Origin of the sequence: Polaromonas sp. (genome assembly GCF_049790275.1) — a bacterium.
GTDB lineage: Bacteria > Pseudomonadota > Gammaproteobacteria > Burkholderiales > Burkholderiaceae_C > Polaromonas.
This window is the reverse complement of record NZ_JBAQYR010000122.1, coordinates 1-25668: the sequence shown is the minus strand read 5'-3', so window position 1 is coordinate 25668 and position 25668 is coordinate 1. Positions and strand designations below refer to the sequence as shown.

Annotated in this window: 25 protein-coding genes and 2 pseudogenes; 9 read left to right on the top strand and 18 right to left on the bottom strand. The window is 61.7% G+C overall.

Annotation, left to right across the window (positions count from 1 at the left end; all coding sequences use genetic code 11):
* Positions 1–304: 304 nt before the first annotated feature.
* The 10 genes and pseudogenes from WA904_RS17115 to WA904_RS17070 form a co-directional block, all read right to left on the bottom strand.
* A complete protein-coding gene (locus WA904_RS17115; protein ID WP_425198337.1) occupies positions 305–1048 on the bottom strand; it encodes an LOG family protein in 744 nt (247 codons plus the stop codon).
* A 530-nt stretch (positions 1049–1578) separates the two neighbouring features.
* Entirely contained in the window at positions 1579–2292 is a 714-nt protein-coding gene (gene kdpE / locus WA904_RS17110; RefSeq protein ID WP_425198336.1) for a two-component system response regulator KdpE, read from the bottom strand.
* 9 nt (positions 2293–2301) lie between these two features.
* Positions 2302–5001: a DUF4118 domain-containing protein gene (locus tag WA904_RS17105; protein ID WP_425198335.1), complete on the bottom strand. Its 2700-nt coding sequence runs from the start codon at positions 4999–5001 to the stop codon at positions 2302–2304.
* Positions 5002–5077: 76 nt separating this feature from the next.
* Entirely contained in the window at positions 5078–5224 is a 147-nt protein-coding gene (locus WA904_RS17100) for a hypothetical protein (protein WP_425198334.1), read from the bottom strand.
* Positions 5214–5555: a hypothetical protein gene (locus WA904_RS17095; protein WP_425198333.1), complete on the bottom strand. Its 342-nt coding sequence runs from the start codon at positions 5553–5555 to the stop codon at positions 5214–5216. Before WA904_RS17095 ends, WA904_RS17100 begins: the two co-directional genes overlap by 11 nt.
* A 115-nt stretch (positions 5556–5670) precedes the next feature.
* A complete protein-coding gene (gene kdpC / locus WA904_RS17090; protein ID WP_425198332.1) occupies positions 5671–6243 on the bottom strand; it encodes a potassium-transporting ATPase subunit KdpC in 573 nt (190 codons plus the stop codon).
* 21 nt (positions 6244–6264) lie between these two features.
* Positions 6265–8352 (bottom strand): potassium-transporting ATPase subunit KdpB, encoded by a 2088-nt coding sequence (gene kdpB, locus WA904_RS17085; RefSeq protein ID WP_425198331.1) that lies wholly within the window; start codon positions 8350–8352, stop codon positions 6265–6267.
* 25 nt (positions 8353–8377) lie between these two features.
* Complete coding sequence (kdpA, locus tag WA904_RS17080) at positions 8378–10177, bottom strand: potassium-transporting ATPase subunit KdpA (protein WP_425198330.1); 1800 nt, start codon at positions 10175–10177, stop codon at positions 8378–8380.
* The gene (gene kdpF, locus WA904_RS17075; protein ID WP_425198329.1) at positions 10177–10275 is read right to left on the bottom strand and encodes a K(+)-transporting ATPase subunit F; all 99 of its coding nucleotides are present in this window, start codon (positions 10273–10275) and stop codon (positions 10177–10179) included. Before kdpF ends, kdpA begins: the two co-directional genes overlap by 1 nt.
* A gap of 452 nt (positions 10276–10727) precedes the next feature.
* A pseudogene (locus WA904_RS17070) lies at positions 10728–10865 on the bottom strand (lipocalin family protein); the annotation flags it as partial.
* A gap of 112 nt (positions 10866–10977) precedes the next feature.
* Here WA904_RS17070 and WA904_RS17065 point away from each other — a divergent pair.
* From WA904_RS17065 to WA904_RS17055, 3 genes are all read left to right on the top strand, one after another.
* A complete protein-coding gene (locus tag WA904_RS17065) occupies positions 10978–12477 on the top strand; it encodes an ATP-binding protein (protein ID WP_425198328.1) in 1500 nt (499 codons plus the stop codon).
* Positions 12474–13160: a response regulator gene (locus WA904_RS17060; protein WP_425198327.1), complete on the top strand. Its 687-nt coding sequence runs from the start codon at positions 12474–12476 to the stop codon at positions 13158–13160. Before WA904_RS17065 ends, WA904_RS17060 begins: the two co-directional genes overlap by 4 nt.
* Positions 13161–13233: 73 nt before the next feature.
* Positions 13234–15111: a potassium transporter Kup gene (locus WA904_RS17055; protein WP_425198326.1), complete on the top strand. Its 1878-nt coding sequence runs from the start codon at positions 13234–13236 to the stop codon at positions 15109–15111.
* Positions 15112–15196: 85 nt separating this feature from the next.
* Here WA904_RS17055 and WA904_RS17050 read toward each other — a convergent pair whose 3' ends face one another.
* Together WA904_RS17050 and WA904_RS17045 are read right to left on the bottom strand one after the other, a co-directional pair.
* On the bottom strand, positions 15197–15880 hold the full coding sequence (locus WA904_RS17050; protein WP_425198325.1) for a hypothetical protein: 684 nt from the start codon (positions 15878–15880) through the stop codon (positions 15197–15199).
* Positions 15881–15888: 8 nt separating this feature from the next.
* Positions 15889–16704 carry an IclR family transcriptional regulator gene (locus WA904_RS17045; protein WP_425198324.1) on the bottom strand — a complete coding sequence of 272 codons (816 nt, stop codon included), beginning with the start codon at positions 16702–16704 and terminating at the stop codon, positions 15889–15891.
* A 136-nt stretch (positions 16705–16840) separates the two neighbouring features.
* Between WA904_RS17045 and WA904_RS17040 the strand changes: the two genes are divergently transcribed.
* The 3 genes from WA904_RS17040 to WA904_RS17030 all read left to right on the top strand — a co-directional run bounded on the left by WA904_RS17040 (position 16841) and on the right by WA904_RS17030 (position 19353).
* Positions 16841–17854 (top strand): TRAP transporter substrate-binding protein, encoded by a 1014-nt coding sequence (locus tag WA904_RS17040; protein ID WP_425198323.1) that lies wholly within the window; start codon positions 16841–16843, stop codon positions 17852–17854.
* A gap of 5 nt (positions 17855–17859) precedes the next feature.
* The gene (locus WA904_RS17035; RefSeq protein ID WP_425198322.1) at positions 17860–18303 is read left to right on the top strand and encodes a type II 3-dehydroquinate dehydratase; all 444 of its coding nucleotides are present in this window, start codon (positions 17860–17862) and stop codon (positions 18301–18303) included.
* Between the two features lie 291 nt (positions 18304–18594).
* Positions 18595–19353 carry a class I SAM-dependent methyltransferase gene (locus WA904_RS17030; RefSeq protein WP_425198321.1) on the top strand — a complete coding sequence of 253 codons (759 nt, stop codon included), beginning with the start codon at positions 18595–18597 and terminating at the stop codon, positions 19351–19353.
* A gap of 36 nt (positions 19354–19389) precedes the next feature.
* Here the strand turns inward: WA904_RS17030 and WA904_RS17025 are convergent.
* Positions 19390–20009, bottom strand: a pseudogene (locus tag WA904_RS17025) (integron integrase); the annotation flags it as partial.
* Between the two features lie 166 nt (positions 20010–20175).
* Between WA904_RS17025 and WA904_RS17020 the strand changes: the two are divergent.
* Positions 20176–21318 carry a hypothetical protein gene (locus tag WA904_RS17020; protein ID WP_425198320.1) on the top strand — a complete coding sequence of 381 codons (1143 nt, stop codon included), beginning with the start codon at positions 20176–20178 and terminating at the stop codon, positions 21316–21318.
* A gap of 392 nt (positions 21319–21710) precedes the next feature.
* Here WA904_RS17020 and WA904_RS17015 read toward each other — a convergent pair whose 3' ends face one another.
* Positions 21711–22808, bottom strand: a complete 1098-nt coding sequence (locus WA904_RS17015; protein WP_425198319.1) for a lipocalin-like domain-containing protein — start codon at positions 22806–22808, stop codon at positions 21711–21713.
* Positions 22809–22936: 128 nt separating this feature from the next.
* Here WA904_RS17015 and WA904_RS17010 point away from each other — a divergent pair, with 128 nt between their 5' ends.
* On the top strand, positions 22937–23374 hold the full coding sequence (locus WA904_RS17010; protein ID WP_425198318.1) for a universal stress protein: 438 nt from the start codon (positions 22937–22939) through the stop codon (positions 23372–23374).
* A gap of 43 nt (positions 23375–23417) precedes the next feature.
* On the opposite strand, the gene WA904_RS17005 is transcribed toward WA904_RS17010, so the two are convergent.
* Positions 23418–23672: a hypothetical protein gene (locus WA904_RS17005; RefSeq protein ID WP_425198317.1), complete on the bottom strand. Its 255-nt coding sequence runs from the start codon at positions 23670–23672 to the stop codon at positions 23418–23420.
* A gap of 95 nt (positions 23673–23767) precedes the next feature.
* Complete coding sequence (locus WA904_RS17000) at positions 23768–23992, bottom strand: DUF1127 domain-containing protein (RefSeq protein ID WP_425198316.1); 225 nt, start codon at positions 23990–23992, stop codon at positions 23768–23770.
* A gap of 91 nt (positions 23993–24083) precedes the next feature.
* Here WA904_RS17000 and WA904_RS16995 point away from each other — a divergent pair, with 91 nt between their 5' ends.
* Positions 24084–24986 (top strand): LysR family transcriptional regulator, encoded by a 903-nt coding sequence (locus WA904_RS16995; RefSeq protein WP_425198315.1) that lies wholly within the window; start codon positions 24084–24086, stop codon positions 24984–24986.
* An 11-nt stretch (positions 24987–24997) separates the two neighbouring features.
* On the opposite strand, the gene WA904_RS16990 is transcribed toward WA904_RS16995, so the two are convergent.
* Together WA904_RS16990 and WA904_RS16985 are read right to left on the bottom strand one after the other, a co-directional pair.
* Positions 24998–25201, bottom strand: a complete 204-nt coding sequence (locus tag WA904_RS16990; protein ID WP_425198314.1) for a hypothetical protein — start codon at positions 25199–25201, stop codon at positions 24998–25000.
* Positions 25202–25361: 160 nt separating this feature from the next.
* On the bottom strand, positions 25362–25668 hold a 307-nt coding region (locus WA904_RS16985), incomplete at its 5' end, for an FtsX-like permease family protein (RefSeq protein WP_425198313.1).

Genomic DNA, 25668 nt, shown 5'->3' with positions numbered 1-25668 from the left:
TGGTGCTGTTCTCACTAGTGTCCACGTTCGACCCCCGTTGCAACGGGGGTCCAGGTGACATGCAAGCAGCTCCTTCTGACTCCAGCAGCAGCTTTCAAACGTGAAGAGTCCCTCCAGGGGATCTTGGGCGCTATTGATTTAATAGCTGCTTGCGCAAGAAGCAAAAGGGCTGGAGGCCTGAGAGGCCTCGAACTTCTTGAAAAACTGGCCAGCCAGCACGGCTGAACCTGGTGACGGGTTGCTCCGGGGCTCCCGGGCGAATAGGTCATCCGATCTTTTCCGCGGCAGGGTGGTGTGTGCAATATCAGTTCAGGCCCAGATCAACACCCAGTTGCCTGATCAGGTCTTCACTGGTTTCCGCGTATTTCAAAAACGACAACTCTTCGGCGTTGACGGTTTTCCGTTCCACCATGTCCTTCAGGCGTGCCTCAAGGCTGCGCCAGTGGGTCTGGCGATTGCCCAGCAAGTAGACCGGCACTTTTGTCAGTTGCCTGCTCTTGATGGTTTCAATGATCTGGAACAGTTCCCATTCGGTACCGGTTCCACCCGGCGCAATCACCATCGCCGCTGAATGTTTGATCATGGCGTATTCGCGCACAGCCACACTGGAAAAGATCAAGCCATGCGTCACGTAGGCGTTGAGCGCCAGTTTGGGATCACCGCCATAAGGTTTGACAGGATCGCTGCCGGATTTGCGGTCGTAATAGGTCGTGTAGCCTACGCTGGCACCGCCCGCTTCAACAGCCCCCTTGTTTCCAGCCTCCATGAGCCCGGGGCCAGCTCCCGTCATGATCGGGTACTTCTTGCCATGTCGCTGGGTCCAGGTGTAGGCAAAGTTCCGGGTGTCCCGGTAAATCACGTCATTCGCGGCCCTGACGGACTCGTTGCAGTTTTCCCCACGCGCATCACACGGTGCATTCTTTTCCCTGATACGGGAGCTGCCGTAGATGGTGACGAAGCCGAGCGGGAAATTCCGGGCCTTGAATGAGTCCGAGCAATACACGTCCTGGGCCAGTTCCTTCAACGGGATGACGTTTTCAACGCCCATGTAGGGCCCGATGTAGTCGGCGTTAGGAACAACTGACCTGGAGGTTGGGCAAGCGAGGGTCAGGCCGATGGACCCGATCGGGGGTGTTGATGACCCGGCAGCGCCGGCGGGCCCTGGTGCTGTCTGGCAGCCGGCAAGGCCCGCAATCAATGTTGAAACCGCCAGCCATGGTATGAGCTTGAATCGCACGTCATCTTCTCCTTGTACGGGACCCGTCATGTTTTTGAATCATGGAAGCAATGACCCGTGCCGCCTGCTTCGACCGTTGACCTGCATACAAAACCCCGGAGTCGCCAAACTCGCTGCTACGTGAGTGGCGGAGGCACCGCAATGAGCATAACAAACCGCAGCAAATGGCGTGCCAAACGGCTGCGCACGGGTCTGTCCGGCGCAGGTTGGTTTGCTCTTGCCATGGTGGAAATGCTACGTGTTTGATAGCTTGCAACGACCGGTTGGCAAGGGCTGCGAGCCTGAAGCATGCATGAAATGCCGCAACCAGTTGTCACGGCTGCCAGGGCCACCCACGGAATTCAGGGGCAGGCCATCTGCAGGCGATAACCGACCGCCGTTTCCGTCAGCAGATGCTGTGGCTGGGCTGGATTGATTTCCAGTTTTTGCCGCAGATGCCCCATATAAATGCGCAGGTAGTGGTTCTGCTCTGCGTGGGAAGGCCCCCATACTTCCCGCAGCAGTTGGCGGTGCGTCAGCACCCGACCTGCATTGGCCATCAACATGCTCAGCAGCCGGTATTCGATCGGCGTCAAATGAACTTCCACGCCACTGCGGCGCACCACCCGGGCCTGGCGGTCCACTTCCACCTCGCCGAAACGGAACACCGACGCTGCCTCTTCGGCTTGTCCGCCGTCGGCGGTGGCGGCCCGCGGCCGTCGCAGGTTGGCGCGCACTCGGGCCAGCAGTTCACCGACGCCGAAGGGTTTGGTCAGGTAATCGTCGGCGCCGGCGTCCAGCGCGGCGATTTTGTCGGCTTCATCGGCACGTGCCGACAACACAATGATGGGCACGCCTGACCAGCCCCGAACGTCCCGGATCAGGTCCAGGCCGTCGCTGTCAGGCAGCCCGAGATCCAGCACCAGCAGGTCGGGTTTGCGTGTGCCGGCTTCGCTCAAGCCACGCTGTGCCGTGTCGGCCTCAAACACCTGCCAGCCCTCAGCCTCCAGCGCGCTACGTACAAAGCGACGGATCTGCGGTTCGTCTTCAATGACAACAACAACGGGGTGAGACATGCGGGAAGTTTATTCGGGTGTCTGCTCTGGCGGGGAACGCCGTGGCAGGGTGATGGCGAATTCTGCCCCTCCACCGGGGGCGTTGCCAGCCTCGATATGGCCGCGATGCGCGTCCACGATGGCTTTGCAGATGGCCAGACCGAGTCCGACACCCGGCGTGGCGGACTCGGTCTGGCCCCGGGTGAATTTATCGAACAGTTCGGCCTCGCGCCCCCTCAGTGCGGCCGGCAGCCCGGGCCCATGGTCACGCACACCCAGCACCAGGCTGTCCGACGTGACGCGGGCGCGGACCTCAATCGGCGGCGCACCATATTTGGCGGCATTCTCCAGCAGGTTCACCAGCACCCGCTCCATCAATACAGCGTCAAATTCCACCAGCGGCATATCCGGTGGAATACCGGTTTGCACCGCCCGGTGTTCCAGCGCGGGCTGTGCGGCGCGGATGGCCGAGCCCACCACTTCTTCGACAGACTGCCACTCGCTGTGCAGGTTGACTTCGCCATGCTGCAGGCGCGCCATGTCCAGCAGGTTGGTCACCAGGGCACTGAGCTGGCGCGCCTGCTGTGTCATCGCCTGGGCCATTTCCGCCTGCCGGCTGTCCAGCGGCGGCAGGGAGCGCTGCAGCGATTCGGCCAGGCCGATCAGCGCCGTCAACGGTGTACGCACGTCATGCGAGATGGCCGCCAGCAGCGTGTTGCGCAGCCGCTCCGACTCCATTTGCACCACCGCCTGCTGGGCGATGTCCACGTAGTGCACCCGCTCCAGGGCAATGGCGATCTGCCGCGCCAGCGTGTCAAGCTGCTGCAGCTGCTCGGGAATCAACAACCAGCGCGGCTGTGCGGGTTGCAGGGCCAGCACGCCGCGCACCCGCATCGGCGCTTTCAGTGGAATGTAGTGCCAGGTCTGGGCCGACAGGGTGGAAGTGGCCAGACCGGCGGCCTGCGCATTGCGAAACGCCCAGTCCGCAACACTGGCATCGAAGCCCGTCGGTGCCAGTGCCGGAAACACCAGCTGGTCTTTGGCATCGGTGCTCAGCACCAGTGCCCGTCCGCCGAAGTTGCGCTGTACCGCCGCTTCGCCCAGCTCAGCCACCTGCGAAGAGAGCAGAGCGGCCGACAGTTCGCGTGTCAGCTCGAACAGGGACTGTGCGCGGCGTTCCCGGCTGGAAGAAATGCTGGCCTGAAAACGCAAGCCGGCCGTCAACTGCCCGGTCAGCAAACCGACCACCAGCATGACGGCAAAGGTCACCAGATACTGCACATCGCTGACAGCAAAGGACAGGCGCGGCGGGACAAAAAAATAGTCAAACGCCGCCACATTGAGGAAGGCCGCCAGCGCAGCCGGGCCGCGCCCGAACTTCAGCGCAACCAGCACCGTCCCGAGCAGAAACAGCATGACGATATTGGCCAGGTCGAAAAACTTCAGCAGGGGTGTGGCCAGCAGCGTGATGCCCACACTGCTGGCGATGGTCCAGGCATAACGCGGCAGGCTGCCAAGCCAGGCCGTCGCGTCCTCTTCACCCGTACGTTGCACGGCCGGGGCAAAGCGTCTGGCGCTTTCGGCTTGGCCCACTTCCACAATGTCCAGCGTGGGTGCCAGCGTGGCCAGTCGGCGGGTCATGGTGCGGTTGTTCCACAGGGCTGACCAGCCCGACAGCTGGGGCCTTCCGACCACCAGGACAGCGCAGTTGAGCAACTGCGCCTGAGCCACCAGTTCGGTCGCTGCATCTGCGCCCGCCAGCACGGCCGTCACCGCACCTAGCTCTTCGGCCAGCTTGATCACCGCCAGCGTCCTGTCGCGCTGCACCACGTCCAGGCGCTGCAGGCGCGGCGTTTCCACGTAAGCCGCATGCCAGCGCACATTGAGCTGGCCAGCCAGACGCGCTGCAGTGCGCACGGTCTGTTCGGCTCCCTCACGCGGTCCGATACAGGCGAGGATGGCGCCTTCGGTGTTCCACACCGGTGCGATGGATTGCTCCACCCGGTAGCTGCGCACATCGTCTTCCACGTGCTCGGCCGTGCGCCGCAGGGCAATCTCGCGCAAGGCAATCAGGTTGCCCTTGCGAAAGAAGTTCTGCGCTGCGCGCTCGGCCTGCTGGGGCAAATAGACTTTGCCGGCTTTCAGTCGTGCCATCAACTCGTCCGGCGTCACATCCACCAGGATGATCTCGTCGGCCGCATCCAGCACCGTGTCCGGCACCGTCTCATGGACCCGGATGCCTGTGATGGCCCCCACGGTGCCATTGAGGCTTTCCAGATGCTGGACATTGAGCGCCGACCAGACGTCGATGCCTGCCTCCAGCAACTCCTGGACGTCCTGCCAGCGTTTGGGGTGGCGCGAACCCTCGACATTGCTGTGCGCGAGTTCGTCGACCAGCAGCACGGCTGGCTTGCGCGCCAACGCCGCATCCAGGTCGAACTCCTGCAAGATTCGGCCGCGGTAGGGCACCTGACGCAGCGGCAACTGGGGCAGCCCCGCCAGCAGCTCGGCGGTTTCGCCGCGCCCATGCGTTTCAATCACGCCCACCACGAGGTCGCGTCCGGTTTTGCGCTCGTGCCGGGCGGCACTGAGCATCGCATAGGTTTTTCCGACGCCTGCACTGGCGCCGAAATAGATGCGCAATTTGCCGCGGCTCGCTCGTGCTTCATGCTCCCGGAGCTGGTCGAGAAGCTGGTCCGGGTCAGGCCGAGAATCGGGGTTATATGCCATGCAGTGTTGTTGCCATCGGTGGGTCAAATGCCGGATGCTGCCTTGCGCAGGGTACCACTGGGCGCTCCCTTCGCTTTCACCTGCGATGCCGCCGGAGCCAGCGCGGTCGCCCGGCCATGTGCTTTTTTGCCTGCTGGTCGCGCGCCACAATGAACCAGGCCACGCCAAGTGGCAGCACAAAGGCCGCCAGCGCACACAAGGCCCGCAACAGGTCAGAATCCATGGGTCATTCCGTGCCCGGTCAGATGGCGCCGCCACGAGGTCAGCGCGCCCATTTCACCGCTCGGCAAAGAGATCATCAGGACGTGCATGACCTCAGGCACCCGGTCCGCCGGCAACTGGATTTCCAGGCGGACCCGGCTGTCGTGCGGCCGCGGTACGCAGCGCACAACGCCCGTGTCGGGGCAACTGGCCAGCAGGCGGCGCACCGCGAAAGCGTCGCGGCTGGGAACCGTGAAGTCCAGCACGACAAGCTCTTGGATTTGCCCATGCTCCTCGGTCGGAGTGTCACAACGATTTGCACCAAACGATTCACGATAAGCGGCGTAAGCCATGATGTCCTCTTGATAAACGGTTCATTGGAACCAGAGAAGAATTCTGGATGTCACGGCATAAAAACGGGAAACAGATTCGTTGGCGGGTCGTCAAAAAGGCGTAAAGACCACCACCTCAGCGAAGAGCATCCAGAGCCAGATTGAGCTTGAGCACGTTGACACGTGATTCACCGAGGAAGCCGGCGAGCGGCTTTTCGGTTTGCTGTTCAACCAGGCCCTGAACCTTCTCCGGTGCAAGGCCGCGCGCCTTGGCCACCCGTGCCGCCTGGTAGCTGGCCGCGGCAGGACTGATGTGCGGATCCAGCCCGCTGGCCGAGGCGGTGACCAGGTCTACCGGAACGGGCACCGTGTTGCCGGGGTCGGCAGCCTTGAGTGCCTCGATACGGCCCTTGACGGCATCGACCAGTGCCGGATTGAGCGGGCCCTGGTTGGAGCCGCTGGAGGCTGCTGCGTTGTAAGGCATTGGGCCGGTCGCTGAAGGGCGGCCCCAGAAATGTCCCGGGTCGCTGAAGTTCTGGCCAATGAGTGCCGAGCCCACCGGCTTGCCGTCGCGCAGGATCAGGCTACCGCCTGCCTGCGACGGAAACAGCGACTGCACCACACCGGTGACCACCAGCGGGTAGGCCACGCCGGTCACCAGCGTGAGGACGAGGAACAGTACCAGGGCGGGACGAAGAATGTTTTTCATGGATTTTCCTTGGGGTGCCCGTCAAGCGAGCTTCATGGCCACCAGCAACAGGTCGATCGCCTTGATGCCGATGAAAGGCACGATCAGACCGCCCAGGCCGTAAATGAGCAGGTTGCGGCGCAGCAGGGCGGCAGCACCCACCGCGCGGTACTTCACGCCCTTGAGCGCCAGCGGAATCAGGAACATGATGATCAGCGCGTTGAAGATCACCGCCGACAGAATCGCCGAGTTGGGGCTGCCCAGGCGCATCACATTGAGTGCCGCCAGTTGCGGGTAAGTGGTCACAAAAATCGCCGGGATGATGGCGAAGTACTTGGCCACGTCGTTGGCGATGGAAAAAGTGGTCAGGGAGCCGCGCGTCATCAGCAGCGCCTTGCCGGTTTCCACCACTTCCAGCAGCTTGGTCGGGTTCGAGTCCAGGTCCACCATGTTGCCGGCTTCCTTGGCCGCCTGGGTTCCGCTGTTCATGGCCACCGCCACATCGGCCTGTGCGAGGGCCGGCGCGTCGTTGGTACCGTCGCCCGTCATGGCCACCAGCCGGCCTTCAGCCTGGTACTGGCGGATCAGCTTGAGCTTGTCCTCCGGCGTGGCTTCGGCCAGGAAATCATCCACGCCGGCTTCCGCCGCAATCGCCGCCGCCGTGAGCTTGTTGTCGCCGGTGATCATGATGGTCTTGATGCCCATGCGCCGCAGCTCGCCAAAACGTTCCTTGATACCGGCCTTGACGATGTCCTTGAGCTCAACCACGCCGAGCACCACATTCCCGTCGGCCACCGCCAACGGCGTGCTGCCACGGCGCGAAACTTCCTCGGAAGCGCGGAGCACTTCTGCAGGCACACTGCCGCCCAGCGCTTCCACGTGTTTGCGGATGGCATCCACTGCCCCCTTACGAAGCTGGCGTGTGCTGCCGTCACTGTTGTGCACATCCACCCCGCTCATGCGGGTCTGCGCCGTGAACGGAACCTCGCTCGCTTCGCTGGTCAGGGGCTGCGCTGCATGAATTTTCTGGGTGAGCGTGACGATGCTGCGGCCTTCCGGTGTTTCGTCGGCCATGGAAGCCTGCTTTGCACGGGCTGCCAGCGTGGACTCGGACACGCCAGGTGCCGGCAGGAAAGTGGTGGCCTGCCGGTTGCCGTGGGTGATGGTGCCGGTTTTGTCCAGTAGCAGCACATCCACATCGCCGGCTGCTTCCACCGCACGGCCGGACGTGGCAATCACATTGGCCTGCATCATGCGGCTCATGCCGGCCACGCCGACCGCCGACAACAGGCCGCCAATGGTGGTGGGTATCAGGCACACCAGCAGGGCGATCAACGCGGTCAGGCTGACCACCGTGCCGGTTGCTGCGGCGCCCACGCTGAAGATGGAAAAAGGCAACAGCGTGACGGTCACAACCAGGAACACGATGGTCAGCGCCACCAGCAAAATCGTCAGCGCCACTTCATTCGGTGTCTTCTGGCGTTTGGCGCCCTCGACCATGCTGATCATGCGGTCCAGGAACGATTCACCCGGGTTCACCATGATGCGTACCACCAGCCAGTCCGACAACACGTGCGTGCCGCCGGTCACCGCCGAGAAGTCGCCGCCCGATTCACGTACCACCGGGGCCGATTCGCCGGTGATGGCGCTTTCATCGACCGATGCCACGCCTTCGATGACTTCACCGTCCAGCGGAATCATGTCGCCCGCATCGACGAGCACCACATCACCCTTGCGCAGGTTCTCGGCTTGCTGCGGCAGCCAGGTAGTGCCGTGGAAAATTTTGCCCGCGGGTTCCTTGAACTTCTTGGCCCAGGTGCTTTTTTTCAGGTTGCGCAGCGATGCCGCTTGCGCCTTGCTGCGGCCCTCGGCCAGGGCTTCGGCAAAGTTGGCAAACAGCACGGTGAACCAGAGCCACAGCGCCACGGCCAGGATGAAGCCTGCCTGGGCTTCTCCCTTGGCCTGCAGCGCCTGCAGGCCCAGCAAGGTGGTGACGATGCTGCCGATGTAAACAACAAACATCACCGGGTTGCGCCATTGCACACGCGGGCTCAGTTTGGTGAAGGAGGCCTTGATGGCTGGCTTGAGCAGCACAGGATCAAAAAGCGTCAGGGAAGTTTTCGTTTTCATAACATTGACCTTGTTTTTCGGCGGTTCAACGACCAGGCCACAGCATCAAATGCTCGACCACCGGGCCCAACGCCAGCGCCGGCACGTAATTGAGAAGCCCCACCAGCAGCACCGTGCCAATCAGCAGGAAGACGAACAGCGGGCCATGGGTCGGCATGGTTCCCGGGGTGGTGGGCAGGCGTTTTTTGGAAGCCAGGCTGCCGGCAATCGCCAGCACCGGCACAATCACGCCGAAGCGGCCCAACCACATCGCCAGGCCCAGCAGCGTGTTGTAAAACGGTGTGTTCGCCGACAGGCCGGCAAAGGCGCTGCCATTGTTGTTGGCCGCCGAGCTCAGCGCGTAGAGGATTTCCGAGAAGCCATGGGCACCGGGATTGGCAACACCCGCTTGACCGGCGCCGGCCACCACGGCGATGGCCGTTCCCGCCAGCACCAGAATCGGCGTGACCAATATCGCAATCGAGGTCAGCTTCATGTCGTGCGACTCGATTTTTTTGCCCAGGTACTCCGGTGTGCGGCCGATCATCAGGCCGGCAATGAACACCGCCAGAATGGCAAATATCAGCATGCCGTACAGGCCGGTGCCTACGCCGCCGAACACCACCTCACCCAGTTGCATCATCACCATGGGCACCATGCCGCCCAGCGGCGTGAAGGAGTCGTGCATGGCAATGACCGCACCGCATGACGCCGCCGTGGTGATCACCGCGAACAGGCTGGAGGCGTTGATGCCGAAACGGGTTTCCTTGCCTTCCATGTTGCCGCCCGATTGCAGCGCGCTGGCCGTCTGGTCCACACCCAGCGGCGTCAGCAAGGGGTTGCCGACCTGCTCGGCCGGGACAATGGCCGCCACCGCAATCACGAACATCACTGTCATGGCTGCCAGCACGGCCCAGCCCTGGCGCAGGTCGCCGACCTCGCGGCCGAAGGCAAAACACAGCGCTGCCGGGATCAGGAAAATCACCAGCATCTGGAAAAAATTGCTCAGCGCAGTCGGGTTTTCATACGGATGCGCCGAATTCGCATTGAAGAAGCCGCCGCCGTTGGTGCCTATCATCTTGATGGCTTCCTGCGAAGCAACCGGGCCCATGGCCAGGGTCTGCTTGTCGGTCTTGGCGTCTTCCATGACGGGGGCGCCTTTGTCATCTTTCAGGGCTTGGCCGTCAGGACCATTTTTGGGTACCTGGTAGTTGATGGTTTCCAGTGTCGTCACTTCCTTGTAGGTGTCAAAGTTCTGGATCACGCCCTGGCCCACCAGAAACACGGCAAACACCAGCGACAGCGGCAGCAGCAGCCAGGCGGTGATGCGTGTCACATCCACCCAGAAGTTGCCGATCACACTGGTCGAGCGCGCGGCAAAGCCGCGGAACAGCGCAAACACCACGGCGATGCCCGTGGCAGCCGACAGAAAGTTCTGCACTGCCAGCGCCAGCATCTGTGTCAGGTAACTCATGGTGGTTTCACCGCCGTAGCCCTGCCAGTTGGTGTTGGTGACAAAACTGACGGCCGTGTTGAAAGCCGAGTCGGGTGTCACGGCGGCCATGCCGGCCGGGTTCAGCGGCAACCACACTTGCAGGCGCTGCAAGGCATACACCGCCAGCACCCCCAGCGCATTGAAAGCCAGCAGCGACAGCGCGTAATGCGACCACTTCATGGACTGGTCCGCCGAGGTGCCGGCGAGGCGGAACAAAGGCGCTTCAACGCGCAGCATCCAGCCCGGCAGACGGCCGGAGCTTAAACGCGCGATCCAGATGCCGAGCGGCCAGGCTGCCACCAGCAAAACACCGAGAAAAAGGGCCAGCAGACCCCATGCCGAGCTGCTCATCAGAACTCCTCTGCGTAGATCAGCGCATAGACCAGATAAGCCAGCAACGCGATGGCACACGTGGCACCAAAGCCATAAAGAATTTCGAGGCTGATCATGGCCGACCCCCTGCAGGCCGCTCAAGCTTCTGGAAACCCCAGACCAATAACACCATTACCCCCCACAGCCCGGCGGCAAGGGTTAAATACGCCATGTCCATAACAGCTCCTGAATCAAATGAATGGTTGGAGTTTGGCTACCGGCGCGTAAAAGCGGGGATGAGATTTATCAATCGGCTGTAAAAAAAGCGTAAAAACGGCCAGATCGATCGACAGCGACCCGATGGGGTGCCCATGCAAAAACTTTCATATGCAAGGGCGGTGCATGGCCTGTGATCTCCAACTGCCTGTGCCCCAGCGATTGTGTCGAATTGCTATGTGTTTGATAGCTGATTGTGCTCGCAAATCAAGGGCTGGAGGCCCAAAATATTCAGTTCTTTCGTCGAAAGCGTCATGCGGATTTGACAGCGATCGAGATACATATTTTCGCTGGCAAGCTAGTCACACAGCCATCACAACCTCAACACCGCCGCATACCCCGTCATCTCCAGATACCCGCGGCCGACACGCTTGCCATTGCTGTCGATCAGCTCACTCAAGCCCTCCCAGTAAATCGCGCCGGTGGACTGGCGTCTGTCGAGCCGCTGGTTTGACGATGACAAGGCGAACGGTGTTGATGTTGGAAGAAATGGATGTTTTTGCGCCGGACACGCACTCATTCCTAATGCAATCTTGATACAGCTGGTGTTACGCTGGCGCATGATGAGTGCACACGAAGCTACCGCGCAAAGTTCCCCTTCAGTCAGAAGCTGGACTGTCGTAGCACTGCTGCTGGTCGTCGCCACTGCCGTGGGTTTTGTACTGGATCGATACGTTTCACTTACAAGCCTGGCCATGGTGTATGTGTTGGCAGTGGTGATTGCAGCCTACCGACTCGGCTGGATTGAATCGACTGTGTGTGCGGTGGGGGCTGTGACCGCGGTGAATTTCTTTTTTGTGCCGCCACGCTGGACCTTTGTGGTTGACTCCCGGGAGAACGTTATCGCATTGGTTGCCATGCTGGCCGTTGCGATGGTGATCAACCGGCTTGCCACCGGACTGCGGCGTGAGACGGAGACGGCCCGCCTGAACGAACGGCGGGCGCGGCAGTTGCAGATTCTGGCAGGTGAGATTGCCAATGCCAGCCAGGCAGATGAGGTGCTGTCGCTGGGCGGGTCGGCGCTGGATGCAGCCTTTTTCGGGCCCTGTTTCCTGGCGCTGGGGAATGCCGGCAATGAACTGGAACGTGCAGACGCGCTAGAGCCGTCCGTGCGGGATGGCATGCGCCAATGCATGGCCGATGCAGCAGTGTTGGGGCCGGGTACCGGACGCTGGCCGGGCCTTAACGCCTGGTACCTGCCTTTGGGCGACAAGGGACAAGTTACCGGCGCGGCCTGCGTGCAGCCTGCCCTGGCTGCGGACGAGGATGGCCGGCAGCATGCGCATGCGCTGTGTTCCTTGTTGGCGCAGACCTTGTGGCGTCTGCGCTTGACATCCTCCATGCTGGCCGCGCAAAACGAGGTGCAGCAAAAACAATTGCAAAACACCTTCCTGGCGGCGATATCGCACGACCTGCGCACACCGCTGGCGGCCATTGTTGGCGCAGCTTCGTCATTGCAGACCCAGCGCGACAAGCTGGACCCTGCAGAACAGGACCGCTTGCTGGCCAGCATCGCAGGTGAAGCTTCCTACCTGTCCACGGTGACCGAGAACACACTGCAGCTTGTGCGGCTGGCGAGTTCGACGCAGGAGCTCCGGCGCGACTGGGAAGCCATGGAAGAAATCGTTGGTGCGGTGCTGGCACGGGTGCGCCAGCGCGATCCGGGCCGTCGCATCAAGTCCAGCGTGCCGGAGGGCTTGCCGCTGGTGAAGGCTGACCCGGTGCTGCTCGCACAGTTGCTTGGCAACCTGCTTGAAAACGCGCTGAAGTACAGCGAAGGTGAGATTGACCTGGCAGTCAGCACCGGCTCTGGCGAACTGGTGGTCTCGGTCAAGGACAGGGGACCCGGCATCTCCGAGGCCGAGCAGCACACCGTTTTTGAGCCCTACGCCCGCGGGGACCACCCCGGCGCGCGTGGTGCGGGTCTGGGTCTGGCGGTGTGCCGGGCCGTCGCCCAGGCGCATGGCGGGCGCCTGACGCTCAGGCGGCGCAACGGCGGCGGCAGCAATTTTTCCCTGACCTTGCCGGTTGAGGCGCAGCCGCCGCAAGGGGAGTTGCCATGACCTTGCGCGTGTTGGTCGTCGAGGACGACCGGGAAATACGGGCACTGATGCGGTCATCCCTGTCTGTGGAAGGCTTTGAGGTGCAGACCGCTGTGTCACTGAGCGAGGCGAGCGCCATGCTGGCTCATCACCTGCCCGATGTGGTTGTGCTGGACCTGGGCCTGCCCGACGGCGATGGCGTGGAGCTGGTGCGCGAGCTGCGCAAGAGCAAAGCCATTCCCATCATTGTGGTTTCGGCGCGCCATCAGGAAGCGCAGAAAATCCAGCTGCTCGATGCGGGTGCCGACGACTACCTGACCAAACCCTTCAGCGTCGGCGAATTGCTGGCACGCATCCGAGTGGCGCTGCGGCACCGTGGCACAGCCCTGGCTGCAGCGGTGACTGTGCATGAGCTGGATGGCTTGCGCATCGACCTGCAGTCGCACGTGGTGACGCTTGAGGGCGAGGCACTGCATTTGACGCCAACCGAATACAAGCTGCTGGCGCGGCTGGTGCGCAGCGCCGGCCGGGTGGTCACGCATCGGCAGTTGCTGGTGGATGTTTGGGGTCCGGAATTTACCGAACACACCCATTACTTGCGGCTCTACATGGCCCAGCTGCGCGCCAAAATAGAGCGCGATTCGGCCGAGCCGCGCCATCTCCTGACGGAAACCGGCGTGGGTTACCGCCTGGCCTCAGCCTGATCCAGCGCGTCCTTATGCGTTCCTGATGCCTTGGCAGCGACAGTGAAGCCATGTTCACTGTTGATGGATGGTTATGACCAAGACTTCAAGCCGCGAGGGCGTGGCAGCGCTTACCCTGGGCGCCATGGGTGTGGTGTACGGCGACATTGGCACCAGCCCGCTGTACACCATGAAAGAGATTTTCAGCCCCGCCACCGGCATTCCGCTGGACGCGGTGCATCTCATCGGTGCCACCTCTGTCATCTTCTGGGGCCTGATGATGGTGGTGACGCTGAAGTACGTGCTGTTGATCCTGCGCGCCGACAACCGCGGTGAAGGCGGCATCATGGCCCTGACCGCGCTGGCAGCCAAGGCGGCCGGCAAGACCCCGCAGCGGCGCGTGATCCTGCTGCTGGCAGGTGTCTTTGGTGCCTCGCTGTTTTATGGCGACAGCGTGATCACGCCGGCCATTTCGGTGCTCAGCGCGGTTGAGGGGCTGGAGGTGGTGACACCGGTACTCAAGCCCTACGTGCTTCCCGTTTCGATAGCGGTTCTCATCAGCCTGTTTGCCGTCCAGCGTTACGGAACAGGCACTGTGGGCAAGATGTTCGGGCCGGTCATCCTGCTCTGGTTCGGTGTGCTTGCTCTCACAGGCCTGCTGCAGATCATCCAGCAGCCGGCCATTCTGGCGGCGCTCAATCCCTTGCATGCGTTTGCATTTCTGCGAGCACAGGGCTGGCACATGTTTGTTGCGTTTGGGGCCATCGTGCTGGCCTTCACCGGTGCCGAGGCGCTGTATGCGGACATGGGGCACTTCGGCAAGCGGCCTATCCAGTTCGCGTGGATGGGGCTGGTACTGCCGGCGCTGACGATCAACTACATGGGGCAGGGTGCACTGTTGATGCGTGACCCGTCCGCGCTGGAGAACCCCTTTTATCGCCTGTTCCCCGAGAGCTGGCTGATTCCTGCCGTGGTGCTGGCCACATTGGCTACGGTGATCGCCTCGCAAGCGGTGATTTCCGGTGCTTATTCGATGACCAAGCAGGCCATGCAGCTGGGGCTGCTGCCGCGCATGCTGGTGCAGCACACCTCCGCCAAAGAGGCCGGGCAAATCTACATGCCTGAGGTGAACTGGCTGCTGCTGGTGGCCGTACTGTTGGCAGTTGTCGGCTTTGGCAGTTCGTCAGCACTGGCCTCGGCCTACGGCATTGCGGTGACGGTGACCATGCTGGTGACCACTGTGTTGACTTTTTTTGTGGTTCGGCATGCCTGGGGCTACCCGTTGCCATTGGCGCTTGCAGCAACCGGCGTATTTTTGGCGCTCGATTTGCTGCTGGTGATTTCCTGTTCTCTCAAGTTCTGGCAGGGGGGCTGGTTTCCGCTGGTGCTGGGCGTGGCCATCTTCATCATCATGGCCACCTGGCGGCGCGGTCGCGAGCTGCTGATGGAGAGCATGCGGCGCGATGATCCCGAACTCCTGCCTTTCATCACAGCGCTGGCCGCAGATCGCACGCATCGCATCCCGCGCACCGCGGTTTACGCCGTGGCGAACCCCGACACCGTGCCGCAGGCCCTGATGCACAACCTCAAACACAACCAGGTGCTGCACGAGCGCAACCTGATTCTCACTGTGGTGTTTCAGGACGTGCCCTGGATTCCGTTTGAGGAGCGCGTCCAGGTGACGCCGCTGGTCGCCGGGTTCTGGCGGGTGCAGGTCAACTACGGTTTCATCAACACGCCGGATATCCCGAAAGCGCTGGAGCTTTGCCAGGCACAAGGCCTGCCCATCAACCTGTTCGAGACGTCTTATTTCCTCAGCCGCGAGATTGTGGTGCCGACCAAAGGTGCTGGCATGGCGCATTGGCGTGAAGCACTTTTTGCGCTGATGTCACGCAACGCCGGAAGCGTGGCTGCGTTTTTTCGCTTGCCCAACAATTGTGTGATTGAACTGGGGACGCGGGTGCAAATTTGAGCGTGGGGCCGCGGTTGACGGGGGCATGGATCCCCGGATCAGGCCTGATCCGGACTTGATCCGGGTCCGGGATGGCAACCGGGGCCTAACGCAAGTCCTGCGCAGCCAGCGTGTAGGAAAGCTGGTACATGCCCGTGATGCCCCCAGGCCGTGCGCCATGTGCCAGCATTTGTGCTTGGCTGAGTGCGCCGCGCTGCAGAGCTTCCAGCGCTTCGGCTGCGTAGCTCATCGCCACCACAATCCAGTCGGCTGCGGCGTCCTTGCCGCCGCGTATTTGCTGCTCCAGTGTGGGAGGTGTGTCAGGCGTCTGGGTGGCCAGCAGGTGCAGGGCTGCGCCACCCGGCTGTGTGGTGAAAGTGGTGGCAGCTTCCGCAAGGTGGTTTTGAAGCGCCGTCTCGCGACCCTCCGCCGGGGAGAGGCGCAGCGTCAACGCAAAGCGGCTGATGCCGCCACCTGCGCTGTGGAGCACACGGCACTGGCTGCGCACCATGCCCTGATGACGCGGCATCATCTGGGTGGACCAAGGCGTCGGGTTGTTCAGGCGCTCGCGGTAGGTGCTGGATGTGAGCGTGGCGTAGTCGTCCAGCTCGTACATCACGAAGAAGCGCTCGCCGCCATCCGCATGCGCCCAGCGCGAGCCGCGCAAAAAGCCCGGTATGGCCATGCGCTCGGGAAAGTGCTCGTGCGAGTGCCAGTCTTCAAATTCTTCGCGGTGTTCGGGTGCCATGTTCCACCACATGGCCACCGCTGCCTTGCCTAAAAAGGGCATGGGGTCTTTCAGCGCAAGGATGGCTCGGGCACAGGTGCCTTCAAGCTGCCGCGCGAGAACATCGGTGAGGCCGTGCTGGCCATGCCCAGCTCATCGGCTGCGGCCAAGAGCTCGGGGCCCAGCTCCAGCATGCGTTGCTCGGTCAACCGCATCAGCGGGCCGGCAATGGTGATGACGCCAATAGCCGGCTCGCCGCGCCTGCGCACCGGTGCTGCCATCGCCGTCATGCCGGGCGAATACATTTCGTTGATCAGGCTGAAGCCGCGCTTGCGGTCTTCCTGCAGCACTTTGGTCAGGGCCTTGATGGTGGTGGGCGCTTTGGGGCCGTACTGCTTGGGGTCGCCAAAGCCCTGGCGCGCAACAATCTCCATCGCCTGTTCGTCGCTCATGGTCATCAGCCACGCATGGCCGCCGGCGCTGCACGACAGCCGCACGTCAATGCCCATGTCCGGGTCGTAACGCAGGCCAAAGCGCGCGCCCTGGGCCTTGGCCACAAAGGTCAGGCGCTCGCCGTCCACAATCGCCAGGCGCACCAGCTCGCCCGACGAAGCTGCCAGCCGGTCGATCAGAGGCTGGGCAATGTCCACAATGCCCGAGCTGCTCAAGTAAGTCAGGCCCAGCGCTGCCAGCTTGCTGGTCAGCGCGTAGTCGCCATGGTCGCGCAACTGGCGCACGTAGCCGCAGCGCACCAGGTCGGTCAGCAGCCGGTGGCAGGCGCTGCGCGGCAGGTCCAGGTCTACCGCGATGGACGCCAGCGGCAGCCCCTCGGGATAAGACGCCAAATATTCAAGGATTGCAAACGATCGTTCGAGGGGGCCGGTCATGCCTTGGATTCTCCATCTTCCGGGTCATCATACTAAAAAAGAAACGTTGTTCCAAATTGGAATGACATTCCATAATTGAAGTTATGATGCCTTTTCCCAATTTCGCCATTTTCCAATTCCAACCGGAGACAAACCCATGAACACCGTTTTGCACCGCCGCGCCGCCCTGTGCGCCGCCTTGCTCCTCTCTGCGTCTGTGGCCATCGCCCAGGACATCCAGGAACGGACCATCAAGTTCGGCCACCTCAACAATGCCGACCACCCGACCAGTCTCGGCGTGAAGAAGTTCGCGGAGATCGTCGCAGCCAAGAGCGGCGGCAAGATCAAGGTGCAGGAATTCGCTTCATCCCAGCTGGGCAACGAGCTGCAGCAACAATCGGCGCTGCAAGGCGGTGTGCAGGAAATGCTCGTGGCGTCGACTACCTCGCTGAACGGCATCGTCAAGGAATTCGGCCTGCTCGACTTTCCCTTCCTCTTCGCCAACGCCAAACAGGCGGACGCACTGGTCGACGGCCCGCTGGGCAAGATGCTCACCGCCAAGCTGCCGGAAAAGGGCGTGATTGTGCTGGCCTTTTTTGACCTGGGTTTTCGCAATGTCACCAATAGCAAGCGGCCCATCATGAAGGGATCGGACCTGGAAGGCCTGAAGCTGCGCGTGATCCCGAATCCGGTGTTCCTGGAAACCTTCAGAACCTTCAAGGCGAACCCGCTGCCGATGCCCTTCGCCGAGCTCTACGGCGCGCTCGAAAGCAAGGCCGTGGATGGCCAGGAGAACCCCTTCGCGGTGATCCTGTCGAGCAAGCTCTACGAGGTGCAGAAGTACGTCAGCGGCACGAACCACGTCTGCGCGACCAACCCGGTCCAGATCAGCAAGCGTTTCTGGGACAAGCTGTCGCCGGTGGAGCAGAAGCTGCTGCAGGACGCCGCCATCGAAGCGCAGAATTACCAGCGCGTTGTCAGCCGGGAAATCTCCGGCAAGGCCCTGGGCGAACTCAAGACCAAGGGCATGATCTACAACGACCTGCCAGCCGCCGAACTCGCCAAAATGCGCGCTGAAGTCAAACCGGTCTACGACAAGTTTGCCGCTGCCTATGACCCAGCCGTCGTGACCCTGTTCAAGACCGAGCTGGAGCGCGTATCCAAGTTCTGAACGCCATGAAAATTCTTGTCCTGCACGGCCCCAACCTCAACCTGTTCGGACGTCGTGAGCCGCACATCTACGGCACCACCACGCTGGCTCAAATCAACAGCCAGCTTGCGGCGCTGTCGTCCGAACTGGAGGTGACGCTGGAGACCATTCAGTCCAACCACGAGGGTGCGCTGATTGACTTCCTGCATCTGCACATGGACGCGGCGCAGGGAGCCCTGATCAACCCCGCCGGGCTGACGCAGCACGGCGTGTCGCTGCATGACGCCATCAAGGCCATGCCTTTCCCGGTGCTGGAAGTGCACATGTCCAACATCGCGGCGCGTGAACCCTGGCGCAGCCATTCCATCATTTCACCGGCGGTCAAAGGAACGATCCAGGGCCTGGGGCCGCAGTCCTACCTGCTCGGCCTGCGCGGCATCGTTGCGCTTGCGCGGCAGCTGGCAGTTTAGGGCGCATGGCCTGCACAGCCGACGGGCCTCATACCGTCGGAGTTTGCGAGGATGTTGCTTCAGGAAATCACAGGCGCAGTGGCGATGTGTACCCTGCCATTCCCAGGTCGCCGCGTTCGGAAGAGCGGGTCAAGTTGCTATGTATTTGATAGCTGTTGGCGCAGGTGTGGAAAGGGCTGGAGGCATAAAATATACGCCGGTAGCTGCTTCGCCTGAGACCTCTATGACGCAGCGAATCCGTTGATGTGAATTCGGGGCCAGGAGCGAGCGACGGCCACGGTAAAGTGTGGCATGGATATCGCGGCTCAATACGAACGCCAGTCCGCGTGGCGCGACTGGAAAACTGCTTATGGCGCCCTCCCAAATCTGAATGGGAAAAAGGTGCTGGACCTAGGCTGCGCCGTTGGAACTCAATCGAAAGATCTGGCTGAACGGGGCGCTACCGTTGTTGGCGTTGAGCTGAACCCGGAGCTTTTGGCGGTAGCTCGAAGCAAAAACATTCCACGCGCAACATTTCTTCTCGGTGATGCCCGAGATACTCTTCCAGCCGGGTCAGTTGATGGAATCTGGTCCAGCTTCGTTGCCGCGTATTTTCCGGATCTGGAACCTGTGCTGCGGAATTGGCGCTCTGCTCTAAAGCCAGGCGGTTGGCTCGCGCTGACAGAGGTGGACGACATGTTCGGCCACGAGCCACTTCCAGCGCAGTCCGCGCAAACCCTGAAAACCTTCACGACGGAAGCTTTGGCTGCCAAGCGGTACGACTTCTCGATGGGAAGCAAGCTGGCGTCTCAGATGAGGATGGCAGGGTTTCACGGGATGAAGGAACTCTCGTTGAACGACCGGGAACTGTCCTTCACCGGGTCGGCAAGCCGCGAGATCCTGGATGCCTGGGCAGATCGTTTCGACAGGATGAAATTGCTCCAGGTGACTGCAGGAGAAGAGTTTCAGCAACTCCGGAAAGATTTCCTGGAATGTTTGGTGCATCCTGAGCACCGCGCAACTGCCACGGTGTGTTTTTGCATTGGCTTTTTGGCTGATTGTTCGTTGTGACGTCCGCTTTCGGCCAATAGCAGACTTACGACTGCCTCACCGCAAAGCAGACATTCCTTGCTCACCAGTGATCGAATCCAGCGGACTCATTGTCTGCACGGCCTCAACCTTCAACACATGGGTGTAAATCATGGTGGTGGATACATCGCTATGCCCAACAGTTCCTGAACTGTGCGAATGTCGCTACCCGATTGCAGCAGATGCGTTGCAAAACTGTGTCGCAAAGTGTGCACTGAGACCGGTTTGACAATACCCGCGAGCTGCACCGCCTTCTTGAGCGCACGCTGCACACGGTCCTCATACAAATGGTGCCGCCGTTGCACGCCACTTCGAGGATCAATCGACAGCGTGGGTGAAGGGAATAGCTAAAACCAACCCCAAGTATGTCCTACGTGGGGATACTTTATCTCCAAAGCATGGGGCACTTCCACGCCACCTCGTTGGGCGTGACGATCTATCTTCCACTGAGAACGTGCAACCTGCATCTGCGACCGCAACGCGGCAATTTGGGATTGCGGCAGCATCACCACACGATCCTTGCCGCCCTTGGCCTCTCGCACGATGATCACACGTCGGTCAAAGTCCACATCCTTGATGCGAAGCCGTATTCCCTCCATCAAGCGCATGCCCGTGCCATACAACAAGCGTGCAATCAAAGCGGCTAGTGCCATACGCGACCGAATTAATCAAAAATAATACGTGTGTTTATTTAAAAAACAGCCTACTTAGCTCGCGCGAATCATAAAATCTTGCTGACGACTCATGCATAGTCGTTGATGCATTTGATGGTAAGACGCCCGCAACCCAACATGAACGGAATTGATGCCCTACTTCCGCAGCACCCGCTACAACGATACCCTTAACGTAGTCCTGAATTACGCTGCGGGGATTGGCGGCATTGCGCTGCCATTGGCGATCAGGACTGACATCGTTGCCATGATCAACGCGCAGTTCCCACGGCTCACGCCCGTGCAGAAGGCGAGGTTCAACACCATGGTTGACAGCATCTCCGTGAAGAACCACGTCGTGATCGGCGTAGCTCCGGGCACGGCAGCAGCGCGCCAGCAGCGGCGTGCCATCGCGATGCTCTGGGCGGCCATCGGCTCGCGCGGCGCGGCGGGAGCTTTGCCGCAGGAAGCGGCCGCGATGAGCATGCCGGTTGGGAACCTCGCCGCAGCACTCGAAGACGCCATGTTCTTTGCCGCAGCGGTCGCCTCACCAGCCGGCATCTCGCACGTTTTCAACCAGCATTTCGCGCCGAATCCGCTGGCGTTCATCCAGCGGCATCGTCTTCTCATTCAAGGGACAGTTCACGGTCAGAATTTGCTGACGGGGCCAGCGCCAGCCTACCAGAACGTTGTGGCTTTTCGCTTTATGTATGTGCCGGCCAATCAAAGGTTTCAGATAACCGCGATCGCACACGCAGCGCTTCCGGACCATCAGTTCAACGCCGTAAGTGTTCCCGCGCTCCACTGGGGGCAGGTTCCGGGACGGGGTCCCTTGAACAATCCGCCGGCCGTGCCTGTGGCGCTGCCCGCGCCTACCTTCGCAAACATGCAGGGTATTGATTTTGCGGGGATGCCGACTTGGATGGTGACGACGCAACTTACCGGGTGCGCATTCTGCCTCGCGCGGCACGGCGGCGTAACTTATGCGTCTCATATAACCCCAGCGCCCGGCCTCGCTGGCGGCGTGCTCGCCAATCAATTGATGGGGCTCGTGCCAGGCGTCGGCGCCGCGGTAATGTCAAATCATCCCAATGCCGCACTCGCTCCAGTCGGCGTGTTCGGCTCAGGCGCGGGTAACTTTCCCGTTGCCTTCGGCGGAAATGCCTTTTACCCGGCGTTCGGTACCTACCAATCGATGTCCATTTTTGGGCAGAACGTAGGCGGCTGGCGCATATTCGCGCAAGTCGTTATGCCAGGCGGCATGATATCGGTGCCGGAAACGCGACGTTTGATCTGATGACGCCTCCGGACGTACACAACCTGCCCAAGCGCACCTCTCTTTACGGTACGTACGCTCGCGTCCGCAACAGCGGTGGCGCCACGGCCGCGTTGAACGGTGCGACCGCAGGCGCCAATCAGTCCTCTTCCGGGCTGGATTTGGGGCTGCGTCATCGTTCTGACTTCTTTTAGTCAAGCTTAACCATGTCAAGTCAAAAACAACAAGGTAAGTCTCCAAGACAGTTGGTGCCGGCGGTGCAAGTGCCGGCCTTTTTTGTCTGCGGATATTGGCGTCACCGCTGCTTCCATCTTGAGTTGTGATGTCTGCTTTGGGCCCAGAGCGGCCATCGGCTGCTAATGTCCATAACCGTTGATGCTCAGGTATCCGGGTTAAATGTCCAAAACCATTCATCACAACCTCAACGCCGCCGCATATCCCGTCATCTCCAGATACCCGCGCCCGACACGTTTGCCATTGCTGTCGATCAATTCACTCAGACCCTCCCAGTAAATCGCGCCTGTCGACTGGCGGCTGTCGAGTTCCTGGTTGTCGATAACGGCGCGCACGGTGTAGATATCGGCCGGCGTGCGCACCAGCCATTCCACCGGATAGCTGGCCTGGCTCAGCGGGCTTTTCCAGCGGCGCACGGGCCTGAAGATCACTTCGCCGCGGCTGAAGGCAAAGAAATCTCCTTTTGCAGAACGGAAAGAGCCGCCGTCCCACACGGCATTGCCTTCCTTGTCACGGAGGCGAAAGGCGGTGAGGGCGCTGCCGTCGTCGAGGTTCATGCCTATCCAGTCCCAGCCTGTGGCGCTGGGATGCAGCAGCTCTTCGCTCCACTCATGGTCCAGCCAGGCCTTGCCGGTGACTTCAAATTTCTGGCCTTTGACCTGCAGGCTGCCGCTGGTGGCCAGCTGCGGCAGGCTGTAGTAATAGCTGGCCTGCTTTTCTTCGGGCCCCTTGCGCGACAGGCCCTGCTTGCCCTGCAGCAGCACCGGCTGCGTTTCGGCAAATGCCAGGTCGAGCGCAAAGTCGGCAGCCGGCAGGTGGGCGCGATGAATACGGCCCTGGCTCTGCAGTGACCAGTCGCGCAGCTTGATGGCCATGCCTTGCGGGCTGGCGCTGGCGATGTCAAAACCTTCGCGGGCTATGCGCTGGTCGTGCCAGAGCTTGTTGCCCAGCACGTCGGTGACGGCGGCATGCGCAAAAATCAGTTGCTTCGCGGCGAACTTCGACACCATGCCTTGCGTGGCATCCACGCGCGAGCGGAAGAAGGTGAGCTGAAAACCGAACTCGCGCGAACCCGAGCTTGCATGGCCGGTGATGTACCACCACTCGGTGCGGAAATCGGGATGCGCACCAAAATCGCGCGGAAACTGCAACGCTCTCGCGGGCAATGCGCTGACTGGGCCGGTGCCTGTGCCGAGCCCCGTCATGCCTACGGCCAGCAGCAGGCGGCGGCGCAGCAGGCTGGAGGGGGGGCGGGCAAGGGTGTTGGCGGGGCGCATCGAATCATTCTCGCAGCAAGAATGCCATGGCAGAGCTAGGGAGAGTTGCGGTTGCGGGGCAGGAATGTAAGGTCTATCCTTGAACCGTTCGTGAAACCTTTTCTTTGACTCTATGCGGGAGATGCAACATGTACAAACAGATTTTGCTGGCCTATGACGGCTCCAAGGCCGGGCAGCAGGCGCTGCTGGACTGCCAGGAGATTGCGCAGTGGAGCCAGGCCTCGCTGACGCTGATTGCCGTGACGCCGCTCTACATGGACCTCATTGGTGTGGAAGGCGGTGTGTACGACAGAAGCCTGGCCGAGCACGAGAAGGAGAAGTACACCGCCATCCTGGACGAGGGTCTGCGACAGCTGGCCGGGGCGGGCCATCAGGCGAAAGGCGAGGTGGTGGTGGGCGAGACGGTGGATGAGATCACCAAGTACGCTAAAAAAATCAGTGCCGACCTGATTGTGGTGGGCCACAAACACCTGGAGGGCTGGGCGGCGCGCTGGTGGCGCGGCTCGGTGTCGAAGTCGCTGATCGAACACGCGCCCTGCAGCGTGCTGGTGGTCATCACCCACTGACTTCTTCCCACCTTGCTGCGCAGCAAGGTGGTGGGTGGGTTGCCTAACGGCCCCGCGCCTGGTGCGGCAGCACGGTGTGCCGCTTGGCGCCATGCAGGTGCGCCGGCGCATGCACGGGGGGCTGTTTGCCGGCGCGCAGACGCTGCGCCGGTTTGCTCGCCCCGAAGCCCGTGTCAGGAGTGGGTGCACTGGGGAACAGGTTGCCGAGTTGCGCACTCAGCGCACGCCAGCTTGGCAGCAGCCAGATCACCAGCAGGCAGACCAGGGCCAGAACGATGGCAGCCAATACGATGTTCATGATGCAGCACCTCCGGGAAATACTTGGGGAGTATCCGCCTCCATGCTACGCCGGTTGATGGCGCAATGCACTGATTTTTTGCCCCCCGCACAACACTAGCGCCTGTCCCTGCGCCAGGCCACTGGTTCATCAAGCAGTGCGGGAATGTCGCCGCGGCTTATGCCCAGGTCGTTCAGTTCCCGCGCGCTCATTTGCGCCAGTTCGTCCCGGCTGCGACGCAGGCCCCTGTCCTGCGTCGGCCACCGCGGCAACACGCGCGTCATCTGCGCGAGTCCGCGCGCCAGCGCAGGAAATGGAAAGCCAACGGTCTTGTACAGCATGGTGGTACTCCTGAGTTGAAGTACCCAATGGTGCGATTTATCATGGTATTGTGGAAGTTGAGTTTTCTGATCAAAACTATCAGGATTGCTGATGCGTGAACTGAACCTCGACCAACTCCGCACCCTGGTCGCGATTGCCGACCTGGGGACTTTTTCAGCAGCGGCACGCGCGCTGCACTTGGCCCAGCCCACGGTGAGCCTGCATGTCAGCGAGCTGGAAAGCCGGCTGGGTGCGCCGCTGGTGCTGCGCGGCGGCAGAAGGGTGGAGCCCACAGCCGCCGGTGCGGTGCTGGTGCAGCGCGCCAGGCGCCTGTTGCGTGATGCCGACGACGCGGTGGACGCAGTGCAGCGCCATGTCGAGGGCCGCATTGGCCGTGTGCGCCTGGGCAGCTCCACCGGCGTGCTGGTGTATCTGCTGCCCGAGGTGCTCAAGGCCATGGAGCGCGCGCACCCCGACATCGATGTCGAGGTCAGCATCCTCGGCTCCAGCGAGGCCATGGAACGGCTCAGCCAGGGCACGATCGATGTCGGGCTGGTGGCCTCGCCGCAGCTTCCCCGGCCGGGCGTGGTCATGACGCATTGGCGCAGCGACCCGATGATGGCTTTTGTGCCCAAACACTGGACGGTGCCCAAACGCATCACGCCGCAGTGGCTGGCTGCGCGGCCGCTGATCTTCAACGATTCGACCACGCACATGTACCACCTGACCATGGAGTGGTTTGCCAACGCGGGGCTGAGCCCGCGCACGCGCATCGAGCTCAACTACAACGAAGCGATGAAAAGCCTGGTGGCCGCCGGTTACGGTGCGGCGGTGCTGCCGCTGGAGCAGCCCGCCGGGTCACTGGTGCATCAGGGTGTGCAGGTGGTTCCGCTCAAGCCGCTGCTGACGCGGCATACGGCCGTGGTGCACAGGCCGATCGAAGCGGTGGATGGTGCCACGCGCAACCTGCTGCTGACGCTGGAGCAGTTCCGTCAGGGAGGCGTCGCAGGATAGTGGGATGCAGGTCAATGCTGCGACGTCTGGAAAACTACTTCACCGCTGGGAACATGCACCACGCGAATGTCCTGTCGCGTGGGATCGGTCAGGCTTTTCACCGCCACGGCCACGGCCAGTGACTGGTTGGTGTAGAGCTGCTGAAGCGAGGCCGGAGGCAGCAGGCTGCCGCGCAGAGGGTCCCTGCTTTCAATGCGAAATTGAGCGGATGCCATGGTGAAGATCTCCTCGAGTGAGATATTCATGATGCGCGTGCGGTGCGACGAAGTCATGACAATTCACAAATTTTCACTGTCAAAAATCGGGCAGTTGGTAAGCAAATGAAAAAGCGAATCGCGCAGTCTCGACAGATAGCCAAGCCGCAGTTTCAGGGCGCTACCAGTCTTCCTTGACCGCCAGCACTGCGTCCCTACCCGCCGCAGCGCGCCCGGCCAGCCAGGCGGTGACGGTACCGGCCAGGATGACTGCCGCGCAGAGTGCCAGCAGGCGTGCCCAGGGCAGCGCCAGGTCCATGGTCCAGTGAAAACTCTGCGGGTTGACCACATGCACCAGCACCAGTGATACGCCCAGGCCCAGGCCCAGCCCCGCCAAGGCGCCGGCCAGCGTCCAGGCGGCGCCTTCGCCGGCAACCAGGGCGAGGATCTGCCGGCGCGTCAGGCCCAGGTGCGCCAGCAGGCCGAAC

Excerpts from the sequence above, each read along its gene's own strand:
- WA904_RS17115 (WP_425198337.1), bottom strand. The coding sequence starts at position 1,048 with ATGGGCGTTGAAAACGTCATCCCGTTGAAGGAACTGGCCCAGGACGTG.
- kdpE (WP_425198336.1), bottom strand. The coding sequence starts at position 2,292 with ATGTCTCACCCCGTTGTTGTTGTCATTGAAGACGAACCGCAGATCCGT.
- WA904_RS17105 (WP_425198335.1), bottom strand. The coding sequence starts at position 5,001 with ATGGCATATAACCCCGATTCTCGGCCTGACCCGGACCAGCTTCTCGAC.
- WA904_RS17100 (WP_425198334.1), bottom strand. The coding sequence starts at position 5,224 with ATGGATTCTGACCTGTTGCGGGCCTTGTGTGCGCTGGCGGCCTTTGTG.
- WA904_RS17095 (WP_425198333.1), bottom strand. The coding sequence starts at position 5,555 with ATGGCTTACGCCGCTTATCGTGAATCGTTTGGTGCAAATCGTTGTGAC.
- kdpC (WP_425198332.1), bottom strand. The coding sequence starts at position 6,243 with ATGAAAAACATTCTTCGTCCCGCCCTGGTACTGTTCCTCGTCCTCACG.
- kdpB (WP_425198331.1), bottom strand. The coding sequence starts at position 8,352 with ATGAAAACGAAAACTTCCCTGACGCTTTTTGATCCTGTGCTGCTCAAG.
- kdpA (WP_425198330.1), bottom strand. The coding sequence starts at position 10,177 with ATGAGCAGCTCGGCATGGGGTCTGCTGGCCCTTTTTCTCGGTGTTTTG.
- kdpF (WP_425198329.1), bottom strand. The coding sequence starts at position 10,275 with ATGATCAGCCTCGAAATTCTTTATGGCTTTGGTGCCACGTGTGCCATC.
- WA904_RS17065 (WP_425198328.1), top strand. The coding sequence starts at position 10,978 with ATGAGTGCACACGAAGCTACCGCGCAAAGTTCCCCTTCAGTCAGAAGC.
- WA904_RS17060 (WP_425198327.1), top strand. The coding sequence starts at position 12,474 with ATGACCTTGCGCGTGTTGGTCGTCGAGGACGACCGGGAAATACGGGCA.
- WA904_RS17055 (WP_425198326.1), top strand. The coding sequence starts at position 13,234 with ATGACCAAGACTTCAAGCCGCGAGGGCGTGGCAGCGCTTACCCTGGGC.
- WA904_RS17050 (WP_425198325.1), bottom strand. The coding sequence starts at position 15,880 with ATGCCCTTTTTAGGCAAGGCAGCGGTGGCCATGTGGTGGAACATGGCA.
- WA904_RS17045 (WP_425198324.1), bottom strand. The coding sequence starts at position 16,704 with ATGACCGGCCCCCTCGAACGATCGTTTGCAATCCTTGAATATTTGGCG.
- WA904_RS17040 (WP_425198323.1), top strand. The coding sequence starts at position 16,841 with ATGAACACCGTTTTGCACCGCCGCGCCGCCCTGTGCGCCGCCTTGCTC.
- WA904_RS17035 (WP_425198322.1), top strand. The coding sequence starts at position 17,860 with ATGAAAATTCTTGTCCTGCACGGCCCCAACCTCAACCTGTTCGGACGT.
- WA904_RS17030 (WP_425198321.1), top strand. The coding sequence starts at position 18,595 with ATGGATATCGCGGCTCAATACGAACGCCAGTCCGCGTGGCGCGACTGG.
- WA904_RS17020 (WP_425198320.1), top strand. The coding sequence starts at position 20,176 with ATGCCCTACTTCCGCAGCACCCGCTACAACGATACCCTTAACGTAGTC.
- WA904_RS17015 (WP_425198319.1), bottom strand. The coding sequence starts at position 22,808 with ATGCGCCCCGCCAACACCCTTGCCCGCCCCCCCTCCAGCCTGCTGCGC.
- WA904_RS17010 (WP_425198318.1), top strand. The coding sequence starts at position 22,937 with ATGTACAAACAGATTTTGCTGGCCTATGACGGCTCCAAGGCCGGGCAG.
- WA904_RS17005 (WP_425198317.1), bottom strand. The coding sequence starts at position 23,672 with ATGAACATCGTATTGGCTGCCATCGTTCTGGCCCTGGTCTGCCTGCTG.
- WA904_RS17000 (WP_425198316.1), bottom strand. The coding sequence starts at position 23,992 with ATGCTGTACAAGACCGTTGGCTTTCCATTTCCTGCGCTGGCGCGCGGA.
- WA904_RS16995 (WP_425198315.1), top strand. The coding sequence starts at position 24,084 with ATGCGTGAACTGAACCTCGACCAACTCCGCACCCTGGTCGCGATTGCC.
- WA904_RS16990 (WP_425198314.1), bottom strand. The coding sequence starts at position 25,201 with ATGGCATCCGCTCAATTTCGCATTGAAAGCAGGGACCCTCTGCGCGGC.